This is a genomic window from Arthrobacter antioxidans (genome assembly GCF_023100725.1).
Lineage (GTDB): Bacteria > Actinomycetota > Actinomycetes > Actinomycetales > Micrococcaceae > Arthrobacter_D > Arthrobacter_D antioxidans.
The window spans coordinates 1,582,442-1,601,377 of record NZ_CP095501.1 but is presented as its reverse complement, the minus strand read 5'-3'; the positions used below and the strand labels follow the sequence as shown (position 1 = coordinate 1,601,377).

The window sequence follows — 18,936 nt, the reverse complement described above, 5'->3', positions numbered from 1 at the left end:
TGACCACCCCGGCCCGGGCACTAGTAGATGAAGAGGTCGAACCACGCCCGGTTGTGCGCGTGGAGGAGGACGAGGAACAGCACGAAGTCGAAGAGGAGGTGCACGCAGATGATGTAGGACAGTGACCGCGTCCGCGTGAAGATGAAGGCCTGCAGGAGCGCGAACGGGAGGATGAACAGCGGCGCCCACGCCCTGAAGCCCAGCTCCCACAGGAACGAGGTGAACAGGACCGCCTGCAGCACGTTGGCCTGCACCATGGGCAGGTGCCGGCGCAGGAGCGCGAAGACCGTGCAGATGAAGAACAGTTCGTCCCAGATCCCCAGGCCGTTGGTGCCGACGAACAGGCGGGCGATCTCCGCCGGTTCCGACGCCGCCGGCCAGTTCGTGTAGACCCCGGTGCTGATCATGTAGAAGGGCAGCAGGGCATAGCCCATGACGACGACGACGGGCAGGTACCACTTCTCGGTGCGGGTCCAGGGCTCGCCGGTCAGCAGGGGGAAGGTGACCGCGTGGTCGCGGTACACGAAGCGCGAGACGGTGTAGGGCACGCCGACGGCGAGGATCATCGCCGATCCCATGACCGCCATGTGCTCCACGCTGATGTCGGTGGTGATGGGCACGAGGGTCATCACCGTGAGACCGAAGGCGATGAGCGCCAGGTCCCGGAACAGGGCGCGGTCGACGACGGCGGCCACGGCGAGCGCCGCAGCCAGCAGCCCGTAGCCGGCCAGGGACTGGTGGAGGACGAGCAGCACGAAGCCCGCGAGGGACACCAGGGCGGCCGGGAGCAGAGCCCGGGAGGGCGTGCGCCAGGTGCCCTGCTTCCACGAGCGGGTCGCGGTGAGCATGGCGCCCGGCGGAGGCGCCGCGTCCGGCGCTGCTGCGTACTCCACGATGCGCGCTCCTTCGACTGTGCCGGATCCGTGTGCCCGGGTGTGCGTCCCCCGCCGACGACCGGCCGGCCTGTGCGGACTCGATCCCCATTCTTTCCCGGCTCCGTCGGCCGGTCCAGACCCGGGGCCGACCGAAGAACAACCCCCGCCGACCCGGGCGACATGTCAACGTCCGATCCCCTGTCTCATCCACGAGAGGTGAGACCCCGGCCTTTCCCCGCACCGACAATGAAGACCAGACGCACCGCATCCCTCCAGCAGAAGGAGACGTCCATGGAGCCGGACCCGCCTGCTGCTGAGCCACGATCAGCCTTCCCGCGCAGCACCACCGTCCTGCTCGCCCTCGGCGGAGCGGCCGCGGCAGCGTTCGGGATCGCCGCCATGAGGGGTGTCTTCGTCCCGGCATTCCTGGCGTTCATCCTCACCCTGTGCGTCCACCCCCTCGGGAGCCGGATGCGCCGACGCGGGTTCCCACGGGGGATCGCCACGGCGACGTCGCTCGCAGCCGTCCTTGCCCTCGTCGTGGCCTTCGCCCTGGTCCTGGTGCTGGCTCTCGCACAGTTCTCCGCCCTCCTTCCCCAGTACGCATCGCAACTGGAGCAGGTGGGAACCTCTGGCACAGGGGTGCTGGCATCGCTGGGATTCGGCACGGACCAGGTGGACGCGATCGGGCAGGGCTTCACACCGGAAGACATCACCGGGTTCATCAGTGGTCTGCTGGGCGGCATCACGAGCATGGTGACCGCTCTCGTGGTGCTCGTGACCCTGCTGATCCTCATGGCGTTCGACGGGTCCAAGGTACCGGCGCTCCTCATCTACCTGACCCCCCACCGCCCGGCGCTGGTCTCCGCACTCGTGGGATTCGCGGCCGGGGCTCGCCGCTACATGGTCGCGACGACCCTGCTCGGTGGTGCCCAGGGTGCCTTCAACTGGCTGGCGCTCGTCCTCCTCCAGGTCCCGGGCGCCGTCCTCTGGGGCCTGCTCTCCTTCGTCTGCAGCTTCATCCCCAACGTCGGCTACTTCCTCGCCATCATCCCGCCCCTGTTGTTCGGCTACCTCAGCGGTGGCTGGCCGACCGTCATCGGCGTCATCATCGTCTACGGCGTGATCAACGGCGCCATCCAGTCCATCATCCAGCCCAAGTACATCGGCAGCGCGGTGTCGCTCAGCGAGACCCTGACCTTCGTCTCCGTCCTCTTCTGGGCGGTGATCCTGGGCCCGATGGGTGCCATCCTGGCCGTCCCGTTGACCCTGCTGGTCCGGGCGGTCCTCATCGACGCGGACCCGTCGATAGCATGGCGGAGGGCCCTGACCGGCGACACATCGGACCTCACGGAGATCCTCGAGAACGAAGACAGCGAGACGCGCACCCGGCGGGCCCAGCGGACCCAGCGGACCCAGCGGACCCAGCGGACCCATCGGAGAGCGAGGCCCTCCGCCCCACGCGAGGAGCAGGCATGACATCCCCCCGGCTCCGGCCCGGATGCCCCATGAGCCCCACATGCTGAGCCTCCTGATCAGCCTGCTGCCCGTTGCCTTCGCGGGGACGATGAGTACGGTGCCCGCCAGCGTGACCATCATCATCCTGCTCTCCCCCAACGCCCAGCGCGGCGCCTGGTCCTTCCTCATCGGGAGCTTCGCGGGCGCCCTCCTGCTGGTGGGCGGGGCGGCGGTCGGACTGCGCTCCCTACCGGTCCGGGAGGGCCCGGACCAGAATGTGAAACTGGCGATCGTCGGCCTGGTCGTGGCCGCCGTCGTGATCGCCTACGGCATCTACCTCCTGTCGCACACGCGCAGCACCGACAGCGCGGCCCTGAGCAGGATGCGGACCCGCGTCGGCTCGGCCCGTCCCTGGGAGTTCCTCGCCCTGGGTTTCGCCTGAACCTGCGGCCGAAAGCGATCCTGCTCTCCCTGACCGCGGGCACACTGATCGGGCTCCACGGCCTCGGACCGGTCGCGGGGACGCTGGTGGTCCTCGCGTACGTCCTGGTAGCCCAGTCGGAGATCCTCGTCCCGATCGTCCTGCGGATACGCCGGCCGGAGCGCGCCGATGCGATGCTGACCGGGCTGGACGCCTGGCTGCAACGCAACAGCCGGACGATCACGGGTATCACGCTCCTGCTCGCCGGGCTCCTGATCGCGGGTCTGGGCGTCGCGCGGCTCTGACGCTCCTGCGCCCTCCCGCGCCCACCCTCCCGGTGCAAGACTGGGGTCATGCGTGAGCTCGTCATCCTCGGCACCTCCTCCCAGGCGCCCACCCGGACCCGCAACCACAACGGCTACTTCCTGCAGTGGGAGCAGGAGGGGATCCTCTTCGATCCCGGTGAGGGCACGCAGCGGCAACTGATCCACGCCGGTCTCGCGGCGTCGAAGATCGACCGCATCTGCATCACCCACGTCCACGGGGACCACTGCTTCGGGCTGCCCGGCGTCCTCTCCCGCATGGTCCTGGACGGCGTCCACCACCCCGTGCACCTCCACTACCCGGCGTCGGGCGAGGACGTGGTGCGCGCCCTCGTCTTCCTCGCCACGCCGGGTATCGACCTGCACCTGCACCCCCACGGCTCCGCCGGGGAGATCGCCCCCGGGCTGGAGGTCGAAGCGCTGCGCCACCGCGTCGACGCCTACGGCTACCGTGTCACCGAGCCGGACGGGCGGACGTTCCTACCGGAGAGGCTCACGGCCGCCGGCATCACCGGGCCCGACGTCGGCCGCCTGCAGCGCGAGGGGAGCCTCGGCTCCGTGAGGCTCGACGACGTCAGCGTGTACCGGCCCGGACGCCGTTTCGCGTTCATCATGGACACCGCGCTGTGCGACGGCGCGTCCGCGCTCGCCGACGGCGCCGACCTCCTGGTCACCGAGAGCACCTTCAGCGACGACGATGCCGCCCTCGCCGCGCAGTACCTGCACCTCACCGCCGGGCAGGCGGGCTCCCTCGCCGCCCACGGCGGTGCGGCCACGCTGGTCCTGACGCACTTCTCGTCACGCTACGACGACATCGGCCTGCTGGCGGCGCAGGCGCGGGCCACCGCCGGCACGGCGACGGTGATCGCGGCGTCGGACCTCGAAAGCATCCCGTTCCCGGCGCACCGCTGACGCCGCTCCCGATCGGCGTGCCGCGGTCTCGGCGGCCCACCGCGCGCCCGGCCGCCTGGTCCCGGTCAGCCCATTGCGTCGTCGGCGGTGAGCTCGAGGCGCCTGCCCCGCCAGGTGCGCCGGAGCCACCGGTCGTGCGAGGCGACGACGACCGTCCCCGGGTACCCGGGGATCAGGGCCTCGAGCCTGGTGGCCAGGAGCAGGGAGAAGTGGTTGGTGGGCTCGTCGAGGAGCAGCACGTCGGGAGGACTGGCGAGGAGGACGGCGAGGGCCAGCCTGCGCTGCTGCCCGACGCTCAGCACGGCGACGGGCCGGTTCTCGTCCCGCGGGTGGACGAGCCCGAAGGTCCGCAGCGGGATCTCCTCGCAGGCCGGTCCGACGGCGTCGTCGTAGGCCTGCCGTGCCGTCCGTCCGGGGCCGCGGCCGCGCGGGTCGGGCAGGTCGACGTCCTGGGCGAGCAGGCCGATGCGCAGCGACGGCGCAGCACCCACCGTCCCGGAGGTCGGGCTGAGGTCCCCGGCGAGGAGGCTGAGGAGGGTCGACTTCCCGGACCCGTTGGGGCCCGTGACGAGCCACTTCTCCCCCGCACCGAGCACCAGCGACGTGACGGCCAGGCGCCCGTGCACCGCGGCCTCCGCCGCGGTGAGGACGGGGAGCGCTCCCTCCGGTGTCGAGGGTGCGCCGGCCGCGGTGAGCCCCTGGAACCGCAGCTCCCGGGGTGGCCTGCGGATCTGCCGGTCCTCGAGGGACAGGAGCCGGGAGGTGGCGTCGTCGACCCTCCGGGACACCGCCTTCGCGTTGCGGTCGGAGTAGAACTTGAGGCTGGCGCGCCCTTCGGAGCGGGGCGTCCAGTCCTCATGGCCCACGAGGTGACTGTCCGCCACGGTGGCGCGGAGCCGTTTCAGCTCCGCCTGCTCGTCCCGGTAGCGGCGGTCCCACCGCTCCCGGGCGTCGAGCCGGGCGTGCACGTAACCGGTGTAGGTGCCGGTGAAGCGGACCACGCCGATGCCGGTGCCGTCACCGTCGGCCACGAGGGGTCCGGCGACCGACTGCGGGAGCGGGGCGGGGTCGAGGTCGATGAGGGTCGTCATGACGTCGTCCAGGAACGCCCGGTCGTGGCTCGCGGTGAGCACGGGGCCCCGCCAGTCCTCGAGGAGGGTCGTAAGGTAGGCGGCGGCGTCGTCGTCGAGGTGGTTGGTCGGCTCGTCCAGGAGCAGCACCTCGGGCGTGCTGAGGAGGAGCCAGGCCAGGGACAGGCGGGAGCGCTGCCCGCCGGAGAGCTCACGCGTCGGCCGGTCCCCTGCAAGGGTGGACAGCCCGAGCCCGGCGACGACGGCGGCGATGCGCGCGTCGACGTCCCACGCACCGACGCGCTCCGCCGTCTCGAGGGCCGCCGCGTACGCGGTGGCGGCCCACGGGCCCTCGGGGGAAGCGGCCAGGGCGAGACCTGCACGCTCGACGGCGTGAGCCGCGGCGCGCACCGGGGCGACGGCGGACTCGAGCGCCTCCGTGATCGTGGCGGACGGGGCGAATGGCGGTTCCTGGCGCAGCAGGCCGATGCGTGGCATCACGCCTCCGGGAAGCGCCGTGGTCACGGTGCCGCCGTCGGGCGTGGTGAGGCCGGCGATGATGCGCAGCAGGGTCGTCTTGCCGGACCCGTTCTCGCCGATGAGGCCGGCGCGGTCGCGGGAGACGGTGAAGGAGACGTCGGTCAGGACGCGGCGCGCCCCGAAGCTCTTGGAGACGCCGTCGACGCGCAGGTGGGCGGCAGCGTGCGGGGACGGGGAGGTAGAGGTGGTCACGGTGATCCTCGGGGCTGGCTGGTGTCCTGCCGGGCGGTGGCCACGGGCGCAGGAGGGGGCGAGGATCTAGGAGAACACGGCACCACTATAGGCACGCCGGGTTCCGAGGGCGCAAGGGTGCGCTCCGCCACGAAGCGCCAGGTCCGGCGACCATCGCGCCCCCGTGCGGAGCCGCGACGATCGCCGGTTCAGCCGCAGACGATCAGGCCTTCGCCGTACTGCGGCGCACGGCGTAGGTCCCGCCGACGGCGCCCGCGAGGAGCACGCCGCCCCCGAGGGCGATCAACCCCGCGGAGGAGGACGGGGACTCCACGACGGCACCGGTGTCGGCTCCGCCCGACGGCATGGAGCCCATCTGGGCCGGCACGAGCGTCCCGCACAGCGCGGGCGAGGTCGCGCCGAGCGGCAGGGCCGGGTCCAGATCGCTCGGAGCGTTGAACGCCTCCGGGGTCGACGGCGTCGTGGCCGGATCCAGGCCGTGGACGTTGAAGACCGCCGTGCCGCTCTCGAGTGCCGCCATGGTCGCGGCGTCGATCGTGAAGGTGCGCTGGATCGCGTAGGTTCCGCCCTGCCCGGCAAGCTGCAGGTTCAGGGCTTCGGCAGGAGTGGTGGGTCCCGACGTCGTCACCGTCGCCAGGATGCCGCCGTAGACCGGGGCGCTCTCCGTGACGCTGATGATGCCGTCACCGTCGGTGTCGTTCGCCGGCGTCGGGCAGACGCCGGCGGCGCCGCCATGGATGTGCTGCACGTGCGGGTAGGGGGCACCCTGGAAGGTCTCGGCGAGTCCGGACACCTGCAAATTGACAGTGGCCTGGTCACCGACGACGTCCACGGTGATGGTGCCTGTGCCCGTGGTGCCGTTGACCTGGCCGAGGGTCGAGGAGTAGCTGCCGTCCGCGGCCATCGCGGAGGTCGCTGTCAGGGCGACGGCGCTGAGGGCGAGAGCGGGGACGGCGAGCAGGCGCATCTTGTTCATGGGATCGTATCCTTCACGGTGCGATGGGAACGGACCCGGATCCGGATCCGCGACGATCTGGCTGGGAGCACCCGTCGCGTCGGACGGCCTGAAGCTGCCGATCCTGGTCCTGCTGCGCGGCGCCCACGTGGCTCATCCTCCGCCCGCGCCTGAACCAACGGAAGGGCTGAAGGTCGCCGCGATTCGCGCTTTACAAACTGGCTGCGCGCGGGTTCCGTGAACGGCGGCCGACCGGTCGATGCGGGCGCGCCGATCCGGGCGGCGGGCACCGCGCCGCCTGCGTCACCGTGGCGGAGCGCCCGCGCCGCCCGTGTCGGAGGCGCCCGGCGACGGGGCTGGCAGGAGTTTCCCGAGCGCGTCGGCCAGGAGCCGGCTGATCGCGCCGGGCGCGTCGTTGTTCCCCTGTTCGAGGCTGAATCGGAGGATCCCGGGCACGAGGTGGGCGATCAGCGCGCTCTGCCGCCGCGTCTCCTCCGCCGGCTCGTCCGCCGGAGCCGCGCGCCGCATCCTGAGGTAGAGGATCTCGGCGACCTCGTCGTGGACGCCCGAGAGCCGCTCCATCTCCTTCTGCATCAGGGCCGGGCTCTGGCTGATGATGCGGATGCGCGGCGCCACCAGTTCCCTGGTGTCGGCGTTCACGGGCACGAGGGTGGCCAGCAGGCCGAGGAGCTCCTCCAGGACGTCGGGCGAATCCGAGACGAGGAACTCCCTGACGCGGCGTTCGTCCAGCGTGCCGGGAGCGGCGCCGAGGATCGCCGCGTCCTTCGTCTTGTAGTAGTTGAAGAACGTCCGCTGGGAGACCCCGCTCGCCGCGCAGATCATGTCGACGGTGACCGCGTCGAGCCCGTGGTCGAGGACCAGCGCGACGGCACTGCGCTCGATCGCCAGTGCCGTCGCCGCCTGCTTGCGCTGCCGGAGTCCCTGCTCACTGCCGCCTGCCATGTCTCCCCTGCCGTTCGGAACCGCGCCTACTCGTAGCGTAGCGATTCGATGGGGTTCTTCCGCGCCGCCCTGCTGGCGGGCAGCGTCCCGGATACGAACGCGATGACCATGATGAGCAGGATGATGGCGAGGATCGACACCGGGTCGAACAGGAGGATGTTCAACCCCGGGAGCGCCGCGAGGGGGCCCGCGGCGAGGGCGCCGCTGAGGACGGACCCGACGACGACGGCGGCCAGCGCGCCGATCGCGCTCCCCAGGAAGCCGATGAAGGCGGCCTCGATGCTGAAGAGCGAGAAGATCCTGCCGCTGCGCATGCCCATCGCCTTCATCAGGCCGATCTCGCGGGTGCGTTCCTGGACGCTCATGAGCAGCGTGTTGACGATCCCGAAGGCGGCCGCCACGAGGGCGACGACGGCGAAGGCGTTGAGCACGCCCACGATCCCGTCGATCACGGTCCTGATGACGCCCAGCTGGTCCTGGATGGTCTGCGCGCCGAACCCCGCGTCGGCCAGGTCCGCCTGCAACCGGCTGATCCCGTCGTCGGACAGTGCGGTGTCGAAGTACGCGACGGCGAGGGAGTAGCGGGCGGGCCCGGTGTCGATGCCCGCAGCCTGGAGCCGGGCCAGGCCGTCGATGAGGGAGGCATTGGCTCCCCCGCCGGAGGCGAGGAGGCTCTCCTGCGACACTCCCGCGATGGTGGCGTCGAGCGTGTGCTGCTCCCCCAGCACATCCGTGATGCCGAGCCGGACGGGTGCACCGATGGCGTCGGCCGCATCCTCGAACCCGAGTGGCTCCACGTAGTCCGAGGGAAGCATCAGCTGGGGGGTCGTGGCCGCCTCGTCGAGCTGTCCGCCCGCCACGAGATCGGCGCGGGTGATGGACGACGTCGGGTTGATGGTGAATTCCAGCCGGGCCTCCGTGCGCCCCTGGACGTAGTCGACGGCGACGGCCTGGACGGGATCCACGCTGATGATCCCGCTGGTGGCCGCGAGTTCCTGGAGGTCGCCGTCGGTGAGCGGATCCGACTGGCCGCTCCCGGGCAGGCCGGGAGCGTCGGTGCCTGTGGAGGCACTGGACGTCCGGGGGTCGTAGGGCGCGGGGCCGTCGGTCGTCGTGTCCGCTGCGGCCCTGGTGACGATCAGGACGTCGTCGGCGCCGAGGCTCGCAACCTGCCGTGTGACGTAGTCGGTGACACCGGCTCCCACGGCCGTGGTGAGGGTGAGGGTGAAGGCGCCGATGAAGAGGGCCAGGACCGTCAACGTGGTGCGCAACTTGCTGCGGAAGGTGTTGCGGACCGCGGTGCGGAGGAGATCGATCGTCTTCACGCCGCTGCTCCCCGGTCGCGGGCGGGCGTCACCAGCACGCCGTCGCGGAGGAAGACCTGGCGGTCGCAGCGGGCGGCGAGCTCCTCGTCGTGCGTCACGATCACCAGGGTGATGCCGAGGTCGCGGTTGAGCGCGAAGAGCGCGTCCTGCACGATCGCCCCGGTGACGGTGTCGAGGTTGCCGGTCGGCTCGTCGGCGAAGATGACGCTGGGCTCGTTGACCAGGGCACGGCTGATGACCACGCGCTGCTTCTGGCCGCCGGACAGGTCCGTGGCCCGGCCGGCGGCCTTGTCCTCCAGTTCGAACTGGCGGAGGACCGCGAGCCCTCGCGCCCTGCGGCTCTTGGACGGCTCCCCCGCGATCTTCAGCGGCAGGGTCACGTTGTCCAGGACGGAGGTGCCCGGGGTGAGGAAGAACTGCTGGAAGACGAAGCCGAACTCCTTATTGCGCAGGGCGCTGACGCTCTTCGCGGACAGTGCGAGGGCGTCCTGTCCCGCGTAGGTGAGGCTGCCGGCGTCGGGGGTGTCGAGCATGGCGATGATGTGCATGAGCGTGGACTTGCCCGACCCGCTCTTGCCCACGATCGCCACGCATTCGCCCTGCCCGATCTGGAGGGTCACGTCGCGGAGGGCGTCGAAGCGGCCGGCCCCCTTCCCGTAGCTCTTGTGGATGTTCCGGGCATCGATGACGGGTGGGGCGGTCACGGGATGCGGCCTTCGTGGACGGACATGGCGGGCTCCTGTCGCTACATTTTGCAGTAACTGCACATTAGCATGCACTGACAGCAAATTCTAGGGCTCGCAGGAGGCGCTTGTCCCGGACGTGCTGTGTCCGGTCAACGGAAGCGGCCCTCCAAACGCGGTCGCGTTCGGAGGGCCGGAGGGTACCGGGCTGTTCGGGTGCTGCCGGGTCAGGAGGCGTGGTCCGCGCTTCGCTTGTCCGACCGGTAGCCGGCGACGGCGGCGCGGATGTCGCCCTCCTCGTGCTCGCCCTTCTTGCCGAACGGCAGCGCCCTCAGCAGCGGGTGCACGATGGCCATGACGATGAGCCCCCATGCGAGTCCGAGGATGGCCGAGCACAGGGTGTTCACGAGCCAGGCGAGGAAGCCGCCCACGAGAGGGATGCCGACGAACGGGGACTCCAGGACGTGGACGAGGTCGTACGGTAGGTGCCAGCCGAGATCGTAGGCCCCCTGCAGCATGATGTGGCCACCCACCCACAGCATGGCGATCGTCCCGATGAAGGTGATGCCGGCCAGGACGGCGGGCATCCCCTTGACGAGCGCCTCGCCGAAGCGCTTGGCACCGGCGGAGTCCTTGGTGGTCAGGTGCAGGCCGATGTCGTCCATCTTCACGATGAGCGCGACGGCCCCGTACACGAGGACCGTGATCGCGAGCGCGACGACGACGAGGATCATCGCCCGGGCCCAGATGGACTCGCTGGACACCTCGTTCATGGAGATGACCATGATCTCGCAGGAGAGGATGAAGTCGGTGGTGATGGCGCCCTTGGTGACCTTCGCCTCCGCCTCGGGTCCGCGTGTGGTGGCCGGTGCCTTCTCGGCCGCGTGGCCGCGGATCTTGTGCCAGACCTTCTCGGCGCCCTCGTAGCACAGGTAGGTGCCGCCCAGCATGAGGATGAACGGGATGACCGCGGGGATGAAGGCACTGATGAGCAGCAGTGCCGGCAGGATGATGAGCAGCTTGTTGCGGAGCGAGCCCCAGAAGATGCGCTTGATCATCGGCAGCTCACGGGACGGGTCGGCCCCGGAGACGTACTGAGGGGTGACCGCGGCGTCGTCGATGACCACACCGGCTGCCTTGGCCCCCGCCTTGGCGGCTCCTGCTGCGACGTCGTCGACCGACGCGGCCGCGATGCGGGCGATCGCTGCGACGTCGTCGAGCAGGGCTACGAGACCGCCGCTCACAGGGCGGCCCTGGCCCGCTCGACGGCGGACGGTCGGACATGGAGGCCCCGGGCGAGATGTGTCATCGGCATCCTCAGAGTATAGGCGCGCGGGCGGCCCTCGACGGGCAGCGGAATTCAGTCGACGGAGGCGGCGCGTTGCTTGTACGGCTGTCGTGCGACGGCGCGTGCGATCTCCTCTGGGGAGAGCCTGCGCTCTCCTACGTAGTACACGACAGCATCTTCGGGCAGCTGCGTGTCCCAGCCGGGGTTGATGACGGCCCCCTCGTGCTGCACTGCGAGCACCGTGGTGGTGAAGTGTCGGCCCAGGACTTCCTGGACCTGCCCGAAGTTCATCTGGTGGAGCGCTTCGGGCAGGCGTGTGCTGTAGGTGTTCCGACCCCCGTGGCTCATGAGGTCGGCGTAGACGATCGCGATGCCCGGATCCTGCAGCTCTTCGATGGCGAGGCGGGGCGAGTGCCACTGGACACAGCGGACATCGGCGGCGATGTACGAGAAGTTATGCGCCCGGCTCATGTCGCGCAGCGCGACGACCGTGTGTGCCTCGGGATTCACATGCGTGACGGCTACCGTCACGGCCAGTGCCTCGTTGTCGTCGCGGGCGTCGATGAGCAGGCGCGCGGCCTGGTGCACCCCGGCACGCCGCAGCACACTCTCCTCCGCGAGGTCTCCGCGGACGAACCCGAGATGTGGTTGCTCGGGCATCGGATTCTCGGGAGTCTCCTCCCAGGCGCAGAGGGTGATCGGGTGATCGTCATCAGCGATGATCTCGCGGATCAGCCGTTCCGTGCGTCCCGGCGTGTAGCCCACGATCACGAGGTGGTCCGACATGTCCGAGCTGAGATGGCCTTTCATGCGATGCCCCTTTGCATTCTCGATCGCCGATGCGACCCGTGTGAACAGGGTGGTCAGGGTGACGATGCCGCCGACGATGACATAGGCCCCGACCACGCGACCGCCGGCCGAGGTCGGGAAGAAGTCGCCGTATCCGACGGTGGCCGCGGTGACCAGGAACCACCACCAGTAGTTCGCCACGGAGGTGATGGTGTTGCTGGACGGCTCCGCCCACGCCATGAGGGGCCAGCTGGTGAGGAACACCACGAGGATGATGCTTCCCGGCAGGACCCAGACACGCGAACTCCCGAGGCCCCGGATCAGGCGAATCAGTACGAATGGCACTCGGTGTTCCCTTCACCCTCGCAAATTGTTCCTGGCCGGGACTGTCCTGGCGTCCGACCACCCTGATGCAGGCAGCCACCCACTTCCTGATGGAGTAGGTGGCTGCCTGCGGCACTTCCCCCTGCGGGGCGTGCATTACTCAGTGGTCAGAGCGCTCCGCCGGTGGGGCGGTTCTTGTTCAGCGGGTCGGCCAGCGGGTCGGCCAGCGGATCGGTCAGCGGATCAGCTGCAGTACCCTTCTGCGTTCCGGCCGATGCCGGGTCGACATCCTCGACGGGCAGGAGGACGTCCTCGGTGCTGCGCGAGAGCACGGCGTCGTCGGTCGTGTACACCTCGGGTGCCACATCGGTCACGGGCGTGAGGGTGACGTCCTCTTCCACGACGGTCGTGTCGTCGTCGTCCTTCTTCTTGCTGGCGGCAACGCCGACGGCTGCAGCGGCAGCGGCGAGGCCGATACCGGCGGCGACCTTGCCGGAAACTCCAGCCTTGCCGCTGTCGCCGCGGGACTCGGCAGCATCCTCGACGCCGGGCTCGCCGGTACGGACACCGCTTCCGACCGTCCCACGCCATGCTCCGGTGGCATAGCCCTCGTCTTCGATGAAGGCCTTGAAGCGCTTGAGGTCTCCCTCGGCCTGGTTCTCCACGACGTTGAGCTTGTCGCCGATCTTCTCGACGAGGCCTTCGGCCTCGTATTCGAGGACGAGGTGCACCTGGGTCTGTCCGCCTCCGACGTCATCGAAGGAGACCGAGCCGGCATTCGTTGCGCCCTCGGTCGCAGCCCAGGACACCTTCTTGTCGGGGACCTGCTCCAGGATGGTCGCATCCCACTGACGGCGGATCCCACCGATCTCGACGACCCAGTTGAGGCGCTGGTTGTCGAGCTGCGTGACGGACTTGACGCCACCCATGAAGTGGGGGAATTCTTCGAACTGGGTCCACTGGTTGTACACGATGCTGACCGGGACGTTGACGAGAATGCTCTTTTCGACCTTCGTGCTCATGGCGTCTCCTTCGGGTTGGGACAAGTTTCAGCTGGCACTGCACTTACGGCTGAGCCAATTCATCAGCCTGCTTAGTATAGCGCGGATCACGTTTTTTGCACGAGATTTCCGTGCCCTGTCGGTGATTTCCCTGCGGTACTACAGTTGAGAGGCACCTTCAGGCTTCCGTGCCGCCCGGCACCGCGGTCCGGCTGCCGCGGATCCTGTCCCCGCGTTCCATATCGCCCCAGGAGACATTCATGGCCGCCAGCCGCAACCCCCTCGACGAGCTGCGCGAGACGCTCGGAAACCTGGCCGATCAGATCAAACTGCCGGGGTCGGATCGAGGCGACGACCGCGTGGGTGAGGTCTTCAGTGCGCGGCCCGGACCGGCCCGGCCGCTCGCCGAGGTGCAGGCCGAGCTCGACGCGCTCGTCGGGCTGGAAAGCGTCAAGGAACAGGTCCGGGCGCTCGTCGCGCTGCTCCAGGTCCAGGCCCGCCGCAAGGCGCACGGCCTGCCCGAGGTGGCGACGTCCCAGCACCTGGTGTTCCTCGGCAATCCCGGCACCGGCAAGACCACCGTGGCGCGCCTGCTGGCCGAGATGTACCGCGCGGTCGGGCTGCTGCAGAAGGGTCACCTGGTGGAAGTGGACCGGTCGGCCCTCGTGGGGCAGTACGTCGGCGCGACGGCGATGAAGACGGACCGGGTGATCCGCCGCGCACTGGACGGCGTCCTGTTCATCGACGAGGCCTATGCGTTGACCCCGGAGGACGGCCGGATGGACTTCGGTCCCGAGGCCATCGAGGTGCTGCTCAAGCGGATGGAGGACCACCGCCACCGCATGGTGGTGATCGTGGCCGGCTATCCGCGACTGATGGAGTCGTTCCTGCTCTCCAACCCCGGCCTGCGCTCCCGGTTCGCGCGGGAGATCACGTTCCCCGACTACTCCGTGGATGCGCTCGAGACGATCTTCCAGCAGATGCTGACCCAGCACGAGTACACCCTGGAGCCCGGGGCCGATCAGATGCTGCGCCGCATCCTCGCCAACATCCACGCGGGCGAGGATTCCGGTAACGCCCGCTTCGCCCGCACGCTGTTCGAGCAGGCGCTCAACCGCCAGGCGCTGAGGCTGTCGCTCGACGCCGGCCGGAGTCTGGACACCCTCGATCGCGACGACGTCATGACGCTCACCAGTAACGACCTCGTGGAGGCCGCCCAGGCGCTGGGCGAGGAACCCGAACCGGAGCAGCAGCCCCGGGTGGAGCCCGAACCGTCCCGCTGGAAGCACTGGCGGACCTGGCCCTAGCCGCGGGGCCGTCGACCCCGGGGCGCCACGAACCATGGACTTTGGTCACTGGTGGCCCCGCAGGGAGAGGACTAGGTTGCGGGGATTGCTTGTGAACCGATCACACCGCGCCGCGATCCTCTCGCGCTTCTGGACAGTTCCGCGGTGGTGACCTCCTAGGGAGCTGCTCGTGACGAGAACCTTCGCACTGTCGGGTCGTCATGCACGGGCGTCCGGCGCCAGTGTGGCCACCAGCCTCACTGCGGCGATCCTGCTCACCGGATGCGTCGGGGCATCGCCAGCAGCCACACCCGATTCTTCCTCCACAGCGTCCTCTACGGGGACGGAACGCCCGGTCGCGCCGGAAGGAGAACTGCCGAGTGGAGTGCGCGCCGACCTCCAGGAGACCGTCGAGCGGACGATGGCCGAATACGGGGTGCCCGGCGCCGCCGTGGGCGTCTGGATTCCCGACGAAGGCACGTGGACCACGGTGTCCGGCAGCGCCGATCCCGAGAAGGGCATCGCCGTGGACCCCGCGATGCAGTGGCCGTTACGCAGCATCACCAAGTCCTACACCGTGACGCTCGTCCTGCAGCTCGTCGACGAGGGCGTGATCTCTCTCGACGACACCATCGGCGAGTACGTCGAGGGTGTGACCGATGGTGACCGGATCACCCTGCGTCAGCTCGCCGGCATGACCAGCGGCAATGCGGACTACACCAACGAGGACTTCGTCGATGCGTTCTCCGAGGATCCGGAGCGGATCTTCACCCTCGAGGACCTCAACGGATTCATGCTCGGCAAGCCCGCCCAGTTCGCACCGGGCGCCGGGAAGGTCTACACCAACGCGAACACCAACCTGCTCGGCGCCGTCGTCGAGCAGGCGACCGGACAGCCGTTCGATGCCGTGCTGGAGGACCTCATCCTCGAGCCGCTCGACCAGGCCGACACGGACTACATCGTCGACGCATCGACGTGGGACACCGCCCACCCGGTGGGCTATGCCCCCGGCGCCGGCGGGCCCGAGCCGCAGGCACCCAACATGTCCGTCTTCGGTCCGGCAGGATCGATGGTCTCGACCCTCGACGACGGGCGCGCCTGGGCGGAGACGCTCGCCACCGGCGCCCTGCTCGAGACGTCGACCCAGGCGGAGCGCCTCGTGGGAGCGCCTCTGGACGCCGGCCCGCCCTACGATCTCTATGCGCTCGGCGTCGGCGAGACCGGGGGCTGGTGGGGTCACAACGGTGAGGGCTTCGGCTTCACCGCCGCCCTCTTCCACCAGCCGGACACCGGTGCGTCCATCGTGGTCTTCATGAACCTGTCCAACGAGGAATCCGGCGCCCATCCCGCCGACCAGCTCTTCCGTCGCCTCGCGGCGGTCATCGAGAGTGGAGCAACGCCATGATCCGACGCCATCGTAGAAGGACAGCAGTGGCGGCTGCGCTGATGCTCGTCGCGGCGAGTGTGGCGACGGCGTGCACGCCCGACGCCGACCCCGCCGCGCCTGCCCCCGCCGGCGACGCGCGACCCATGTCGCAGGTACCGGATGCCGCGCTGGAGGTCATGAATCAGCCGCAGTACGCGAACGGCCGCTGGCAGATCACCGCCACCGACATCGATACGGGTGAGGTGCTGATCGACCTCGACGGGGACAAGATGGCCGAGCCGGGCTCGTTCGTGAAGACCTACAGCGTGGGCGCGGCGTGGCTGACCTGGGGACCGGATCACACGCTCACCACCCCGGTGAAACGGGTCGGTGAGGTCGTCGGCGGGGTGCTCCAGGGTGATCTCGTCCTCGTCGGCAAGGGAGACCTCACGATGGGCGGGCGCACGAAGCCCGACGGCACGGTCGACTTCACGAATCTGGACCACAACGATGCCAATCCGCTGCCCGGGGCCACGCTCACGCCGGAGGACCCGCTGACGGGATTGGACGATCTCGCCGCGCAGGTCAAGGTGTCCGGGATCGACGCGGTCAGCGGGGACGTCGTCGTCGACGACCGACTCTTCGCCGGCGAGCTGGCCGGAGAGCCGATCACCCCGATCATCATCAACCAGAACATCCTCGACCTCCAGATCACGCCGGGAGAGGTCGGAGAACCGGCGACGGTCGAGCTGACTCCCGCCGTCGAACCGTGGCGCGTGGTGAGCGACATCACGACCGTCGCTGCCGGCGAGCAGGCCGCGGTGACGAATCCGACGTCGGCAGGAGGTGGGGAGATCGTGATCAGCGGGACGATCGCCGCCGACAGCGACCCGCAGTTGAAGGTGCTCGCGCTGGAGGATCCTGCGACGTTCGCCCGCACGGCGTTCATCGAGGCGCTCGGGCGCGCCGGCGTGTCGGTGGGCGTCGACCCGATTGCCGTGAACTCCACGGCGGCTCTCGCACCGCAGGCCGGTATCGACGCGCTCCCGTCCGTTGCCGAGCTCGAGTCGCTGCCGCTGGAGGAGGAGGCGACCTACGTCATGAAGATCAGCTACAACCGCGGCGCCCAGACCTTCGTCTGTCTCCTGGCCGTGGAGACCGGCGAGGACGACTGCAGCACCGGTGTGAGCGAGGCCGGGCGGATCTGGAAGGACGCCGGGCTCGACATCACCGGAGCGTCCCTGATCGACGGCTCGGGCCTGGACGGCAACTACATCACGGCCGAGAACGCCGTGCAGATCCAGACCATCATGGCGGACCGCGCGGATGCCGAGCGCTGGCGGGATACCCTCCCGATCCTGGGCGTGGACGGCTCACTGTCGACCGTGCAGGCCGACAGTCCCGCCGCGGGAAAGGTGTTCGCCAAGACGGGGACCCTGGCCGGCGGCGACTCGTTCAACGGGCGCCTCCGGCTGGGCACCAAGACGCTCGGAGGTGTCATGGAGACCGAGAGCGGCCGGAACGTCGCGTTCACGATCATCCTGAACCAGGGGTTCGCGGACGACATCGACGGGGTATTCACGGCGAACGACGACGTCGGAGCGGTGGCGGCGGCCATCCAGCAGGGTTTCTGATCGGGGCCGCACCGCAGATGGAGCACCCTGCCTGAACGGCTGAAGTCCACACGCTGCCAGGGTGTTGCCAGCGCCTCATGCGCCACCGTTCATCGGAACGGTTCGCGGGCTCGACTACCGCAGGTCCTCCTGACCATCCACGACTGCAAGGGGCGGGTGGTCGGATGTACGGGTACGGGAAGCGGTGACGACGCCGATCGTCGCCAGCACGGCCATGACCAGCGCCATGGCGGGATAGCCTTCGAACACGAAGGCCAGGGCCGAGCCCGCGGCGGGAGCCACTGCTCCCACCATGGTCACGGGCGCCGCGAACACGCCCTGCAGGGTACCGAAATTCCGCACCCCCCACCGGTCCGATACGGCTGTGGCCATCAGGAGCGTGTTACAGCCTCGCACCATCCCGGCGGCCACGGCGACGACAACCAACATTTCTGGCGGGCCCGGCACCAGGGCAAGGGCCCAGACACATGCCGCCCCGGCGGCGGCGAGCACCACGGTCCGTGTCACGGCGGACGTGCGCGAGGGTAGGGCCGAGTAGGCGACCCGGCCGATCACCTGCCCCACCCCGATCAAGCCGAAGGACACCGCCGCACTCTGGTAGCTCATGCCGCGCTCGAGGAACAGGGCGATCAGGTTGAAGGTCACCGCGAAGAGAGCGAGCGTCGAGAGGGCCATCGTGACCTGCAGCAGACGAAACGGCCCGCTCCGCGTGACTGCCCGGGCATCCTGCAGCGCCTCGGCATGGAGGGGAGCGCCGACGGCCGCTGTCCAGTGTGCGTTGAGGAAGAACCAGTGCAGCGGGATCGTCACCAACGCCAGAATCCCTGCGAGGACGAGGTATGCGGACCGCCACCCGAGAGCATCGATCAGCGCCGCGGTGACGGGCGCGAAAACCGTGGACGCGAACCCCGCTACCAGGGTCAGGATCGTCAGGGCCCGCACTCGGTTCGGCCCGTACCAGCGGGTGAGCACCACGAACGCCGGCTGATAGAGCACCGCAGCCTGCGCGAATCCTGCGATCAGCCAGGCGCCGGCGAAGACCGCGAAGTTCGGTGCAGTACCCACCAGGAGCAGCGCTACAACGCCGATGACACTGCCAATACTCATCAGAAGCCTCGGCCCGGTCCGGTCGAGCGTGCGCCCCACCCGCACCCCGAGGAACGCGGAGATGACCAGTCCGGCCGAGAACGCCGCTGTCATTGCCGGCACGGACCACCCGGTGTCTCGGCTGATCGGGACAAGGGCCACCGGCAGCGAGTAATAGAGCAGACCCCAGCTCGTGGTCTGGGCGACACACATGGCGGCCAGACCCCCGCGGGGCCGATCCCGCTCAACACCCATTACCCGACAACCCTGGAGCCACGCACGCAACGTCCCGGCACGACGGCGGCCCCAGTACGCCCTGAGCCCAAGGAACAGCTCGTCCGCCTGTGGTCGGGTTGAGCCGGAAGGAATGAGCTCATAACCGCGTCAGTCATACGTTGCCCCCTCGTTCACGTCCTTCGTCGAGCGTACCGAGCGCAGCATGACC

At 69.4% G+C, this 18,936-nt stretch carries 17 protein-coding genes; 7 read left to right on the top strand and 10 right to left on the bottom strand.

The features are described from left to right. Positions 1-20 precede the first annotated feature (20 nt). Entirely contained in the window at positions 21-848 is an 828-nt protein-coding gene (locus MWM45_RS07325) for a CPBP family intramembrane glutamic endopeptidase (RefSeq protein WP_247829171.1), read from the bottom strand. Between the two features lie 273 nt (positions 849-1,121). Between MWM45_RS07325 and MWM45_RS07320 the strand changes: the two genes are divergently transcribed. The 4 genes from MWM45_RS07320 to MWM45_RS07305 are packed head-to-tail and all read left to right on the top strand — an operon-like array spanning position 1,122 to position 3,989. Continuing rightward, positions 1,122-2,354 carry an AI-2E family transporter gene (locus MWM45_RS07320; protein WP_247828878.1) on the top strand — a complete coding sequence of 411 codons (1,233 nt, stop codon included), beginning with the start codon at positions 1,122-1,124 and terminating at the stop codon, positions 2,352-2,354. Positions 2,355-2,394: 40 nt separating this feature from the next. Then, complete coding sequence (locus MWM45_RS07315; RefSeq protein ID WP_247828877.1) at positions 2,395-2,775, top strand: sulfite exporter TauE/SafE family protein; 381 nt, start codon at positions 2,395-2,397, stop codon at positions 2,773-2,775. Continuing rightward, complete coding sequence (locus tag MWM45_RS07310; protein WP_336296699.1) at positions 2,745-3,059, top strand: GAP family protein; 315 nt, start codon at positions 2,745-2,747, stop codon at positions 3,057-3,059. Before MWM45_RS07315 ends, MWM45_RS07310 begins: the two co-directional genes overlap by 31 nt. 48 nt (positions 3,060-3,107) lie before the next feature. Continuing rightward, entirely contained in the window at positions 3,108-3,989 is an 882-nt protein-coding gene (locus MWM45_RS07305; protein WP_247828876.1) for a ribonuclease Z, read from the top strand. 65 nt (positions 3,990-4,054) lie between these two features. On the opposite strand, the gene MWM45_RS07300 is transcribed toward MWM45_RS07305, so the two are convergent. The 8 genes from MWM45_RS07300 to MWM45_RS07265 all read right to left on the bottom strand — a co-directional run bounded on the left by MWM45_RS07300 (position 4,055) and on the right by MWM45_RS07265 (position 13,140). Next, positions 4,055-5,791 (bottom strand): ABC-F family ATP-binding cassette domain-containing protein, encoded by a 1,737-nt coding sequence (locus MWM45_RS07300; RefSeq protein ID WP_247828875.1) that lies wholly within the window; start codon positions 5,789-5,791, stop codon positions 4,055-4,057. Between the two features lie 202 nt (positions 5,792-5,993). Continuing rightward, positions 5,994-6,767, bottom strand: coding sequence for a hypothetical protein (locus MWM45_RS07295; RefSeq protein WP_247828874.1), 774 nt, complete (start codon positions 6,765-6,767; stop codon positions 5,994-5,996). A 282-nt stretch (positions 6,768-7,049) separates the two neighbouring features. Further along, the gene (locus MWM45_RS07290; protein ID WP_247828873.1) at positions 7,050-7,709 is read right to left on the bottom strand and encodes a TetR/AcrR family transcriptional regulator; all 660 of its coding nucleotides are present in this window, start codon (positions 7,707-7,709) and stop codon (positions 7,050-7,052) included. Positions 7,710-7,735: 26 nt separating this feature from the next. Then, the gene (locus MWM45_RS07285) at positions 7,736-9,034 is read right to left on the bottom strand and encodes an ABC transporter permease (RefSeq protein WP_247828872.1); all 1,299 of its coding nucleotides are present in this window, start codon (positions 9,032-9,034) and stop codon (positions 7,736-7,738) included. Next, positions 9,031-9,738: an ABC transporter ATP-binding protein gene (locus MWM45_RS07280; protein WP_247828871.1), complete on the bottom strand. Its 708-nt coding sequence runs from the start codon at positions 9,736-9,738 to the stop codon at positions 9,031-9,033. Before MWM45_RS07280 ends, MWM45_RS07285 begins: the two co-directional genes overlap by 4 nt. A gap of 206 nt (positions 9,739-9,944) precedes the next feature. Beyond that, entirely contained in the window at positions 9,945-10,961 is a 1,017-nt protein-coding gene (locus tag MWM45_RS07275; protein WP_247828870.1) for a DUF808 domain-containing protein, read from the bottom strand. A 116-nt stretch (positions 10,962-11,077) separates the two neighbouring features. Beyond that, a complete protein-coding gene (locus MWM45_RS07270) occupies positions 11,078-12,139 on the bottom strand; it encodes an ion channel (protein WP_247828869.1) in 1,062 nt (353 codons plus the stop codon). A 146-nt stretch (positions 12,140-12,285) separates the two neighbouring features. Further along, positions 12,286-13,140, bottom strand: coding sequence for an SRPBCC family protein (locus MWM45_RS07265; RefSeq protein WP_247828868.1), 855 nt, complete (start codon positions 13,138-13,140; stop codon positions 12,286-12,288). 239 nt (positions 13,141-13,379) lie between these two features. On the opposite strand from MWM45_RS07265, the gene MWM45_RS07260 reads away from it, so the two are divergent. The 3 genes from MWM45_RS07260 (at position 13,380) to dacB (ending at position 17,405) form a co-directional block, all read left to right on the top strand. After that, entirely contained in the window at positions 13,380-14,426 is a 1,047-nt protein-coding gene (locus MWM45_RS07260; protein ID WP_247828867.1) for an AAA family ATPase, read from the top strand. 364 nt (positions 14,427-14,790) lie between these two features. Continuing rightward, a complete protein-coding gene (locus MWM45_RS07255) occupies positions 14,791-15,810 on the top strand; it encodes a serine hydrolase domain-containing protein (RefSeq protein WP_247828866.1) in 1,020 nt (339 codons plus the stop codon). Positions 15,811-15,836: 26 nt separating this feature from the next. Beyond that, positions 15,837-17,405, top strand: a complete 1,569-nt coding sequence (gene dacB, locus MWM45_RS07250; RefSeq protein WP_247828865.1) for a D-alanyl-D-alanine carboxypeptidase/D-alanyl-D-alanine endopeptidase — start codon at positions 15,837-15,839, stop codon at positions 17,403-17,405. A gap of 114 nt (positions 17,406-17,519) precedes the next feature. Here dacB and MWM45_RS07245 read toward each other — a convergent pair whose 3' ends face one another. Next, positions 17,520-18,704: an MFS transporter gene (locus MWM45_RS07245; RefSeq protein ID WP_247828864.1), complete on the bottom strand. Its 1,185-nt coding sequence runs from the start codon at positions 18,702-18,704 to the stop codon at positions 17,520-17,522. Between the last annotated feature and the right edge of the window lie 232 nt (positions 18,705-18,936).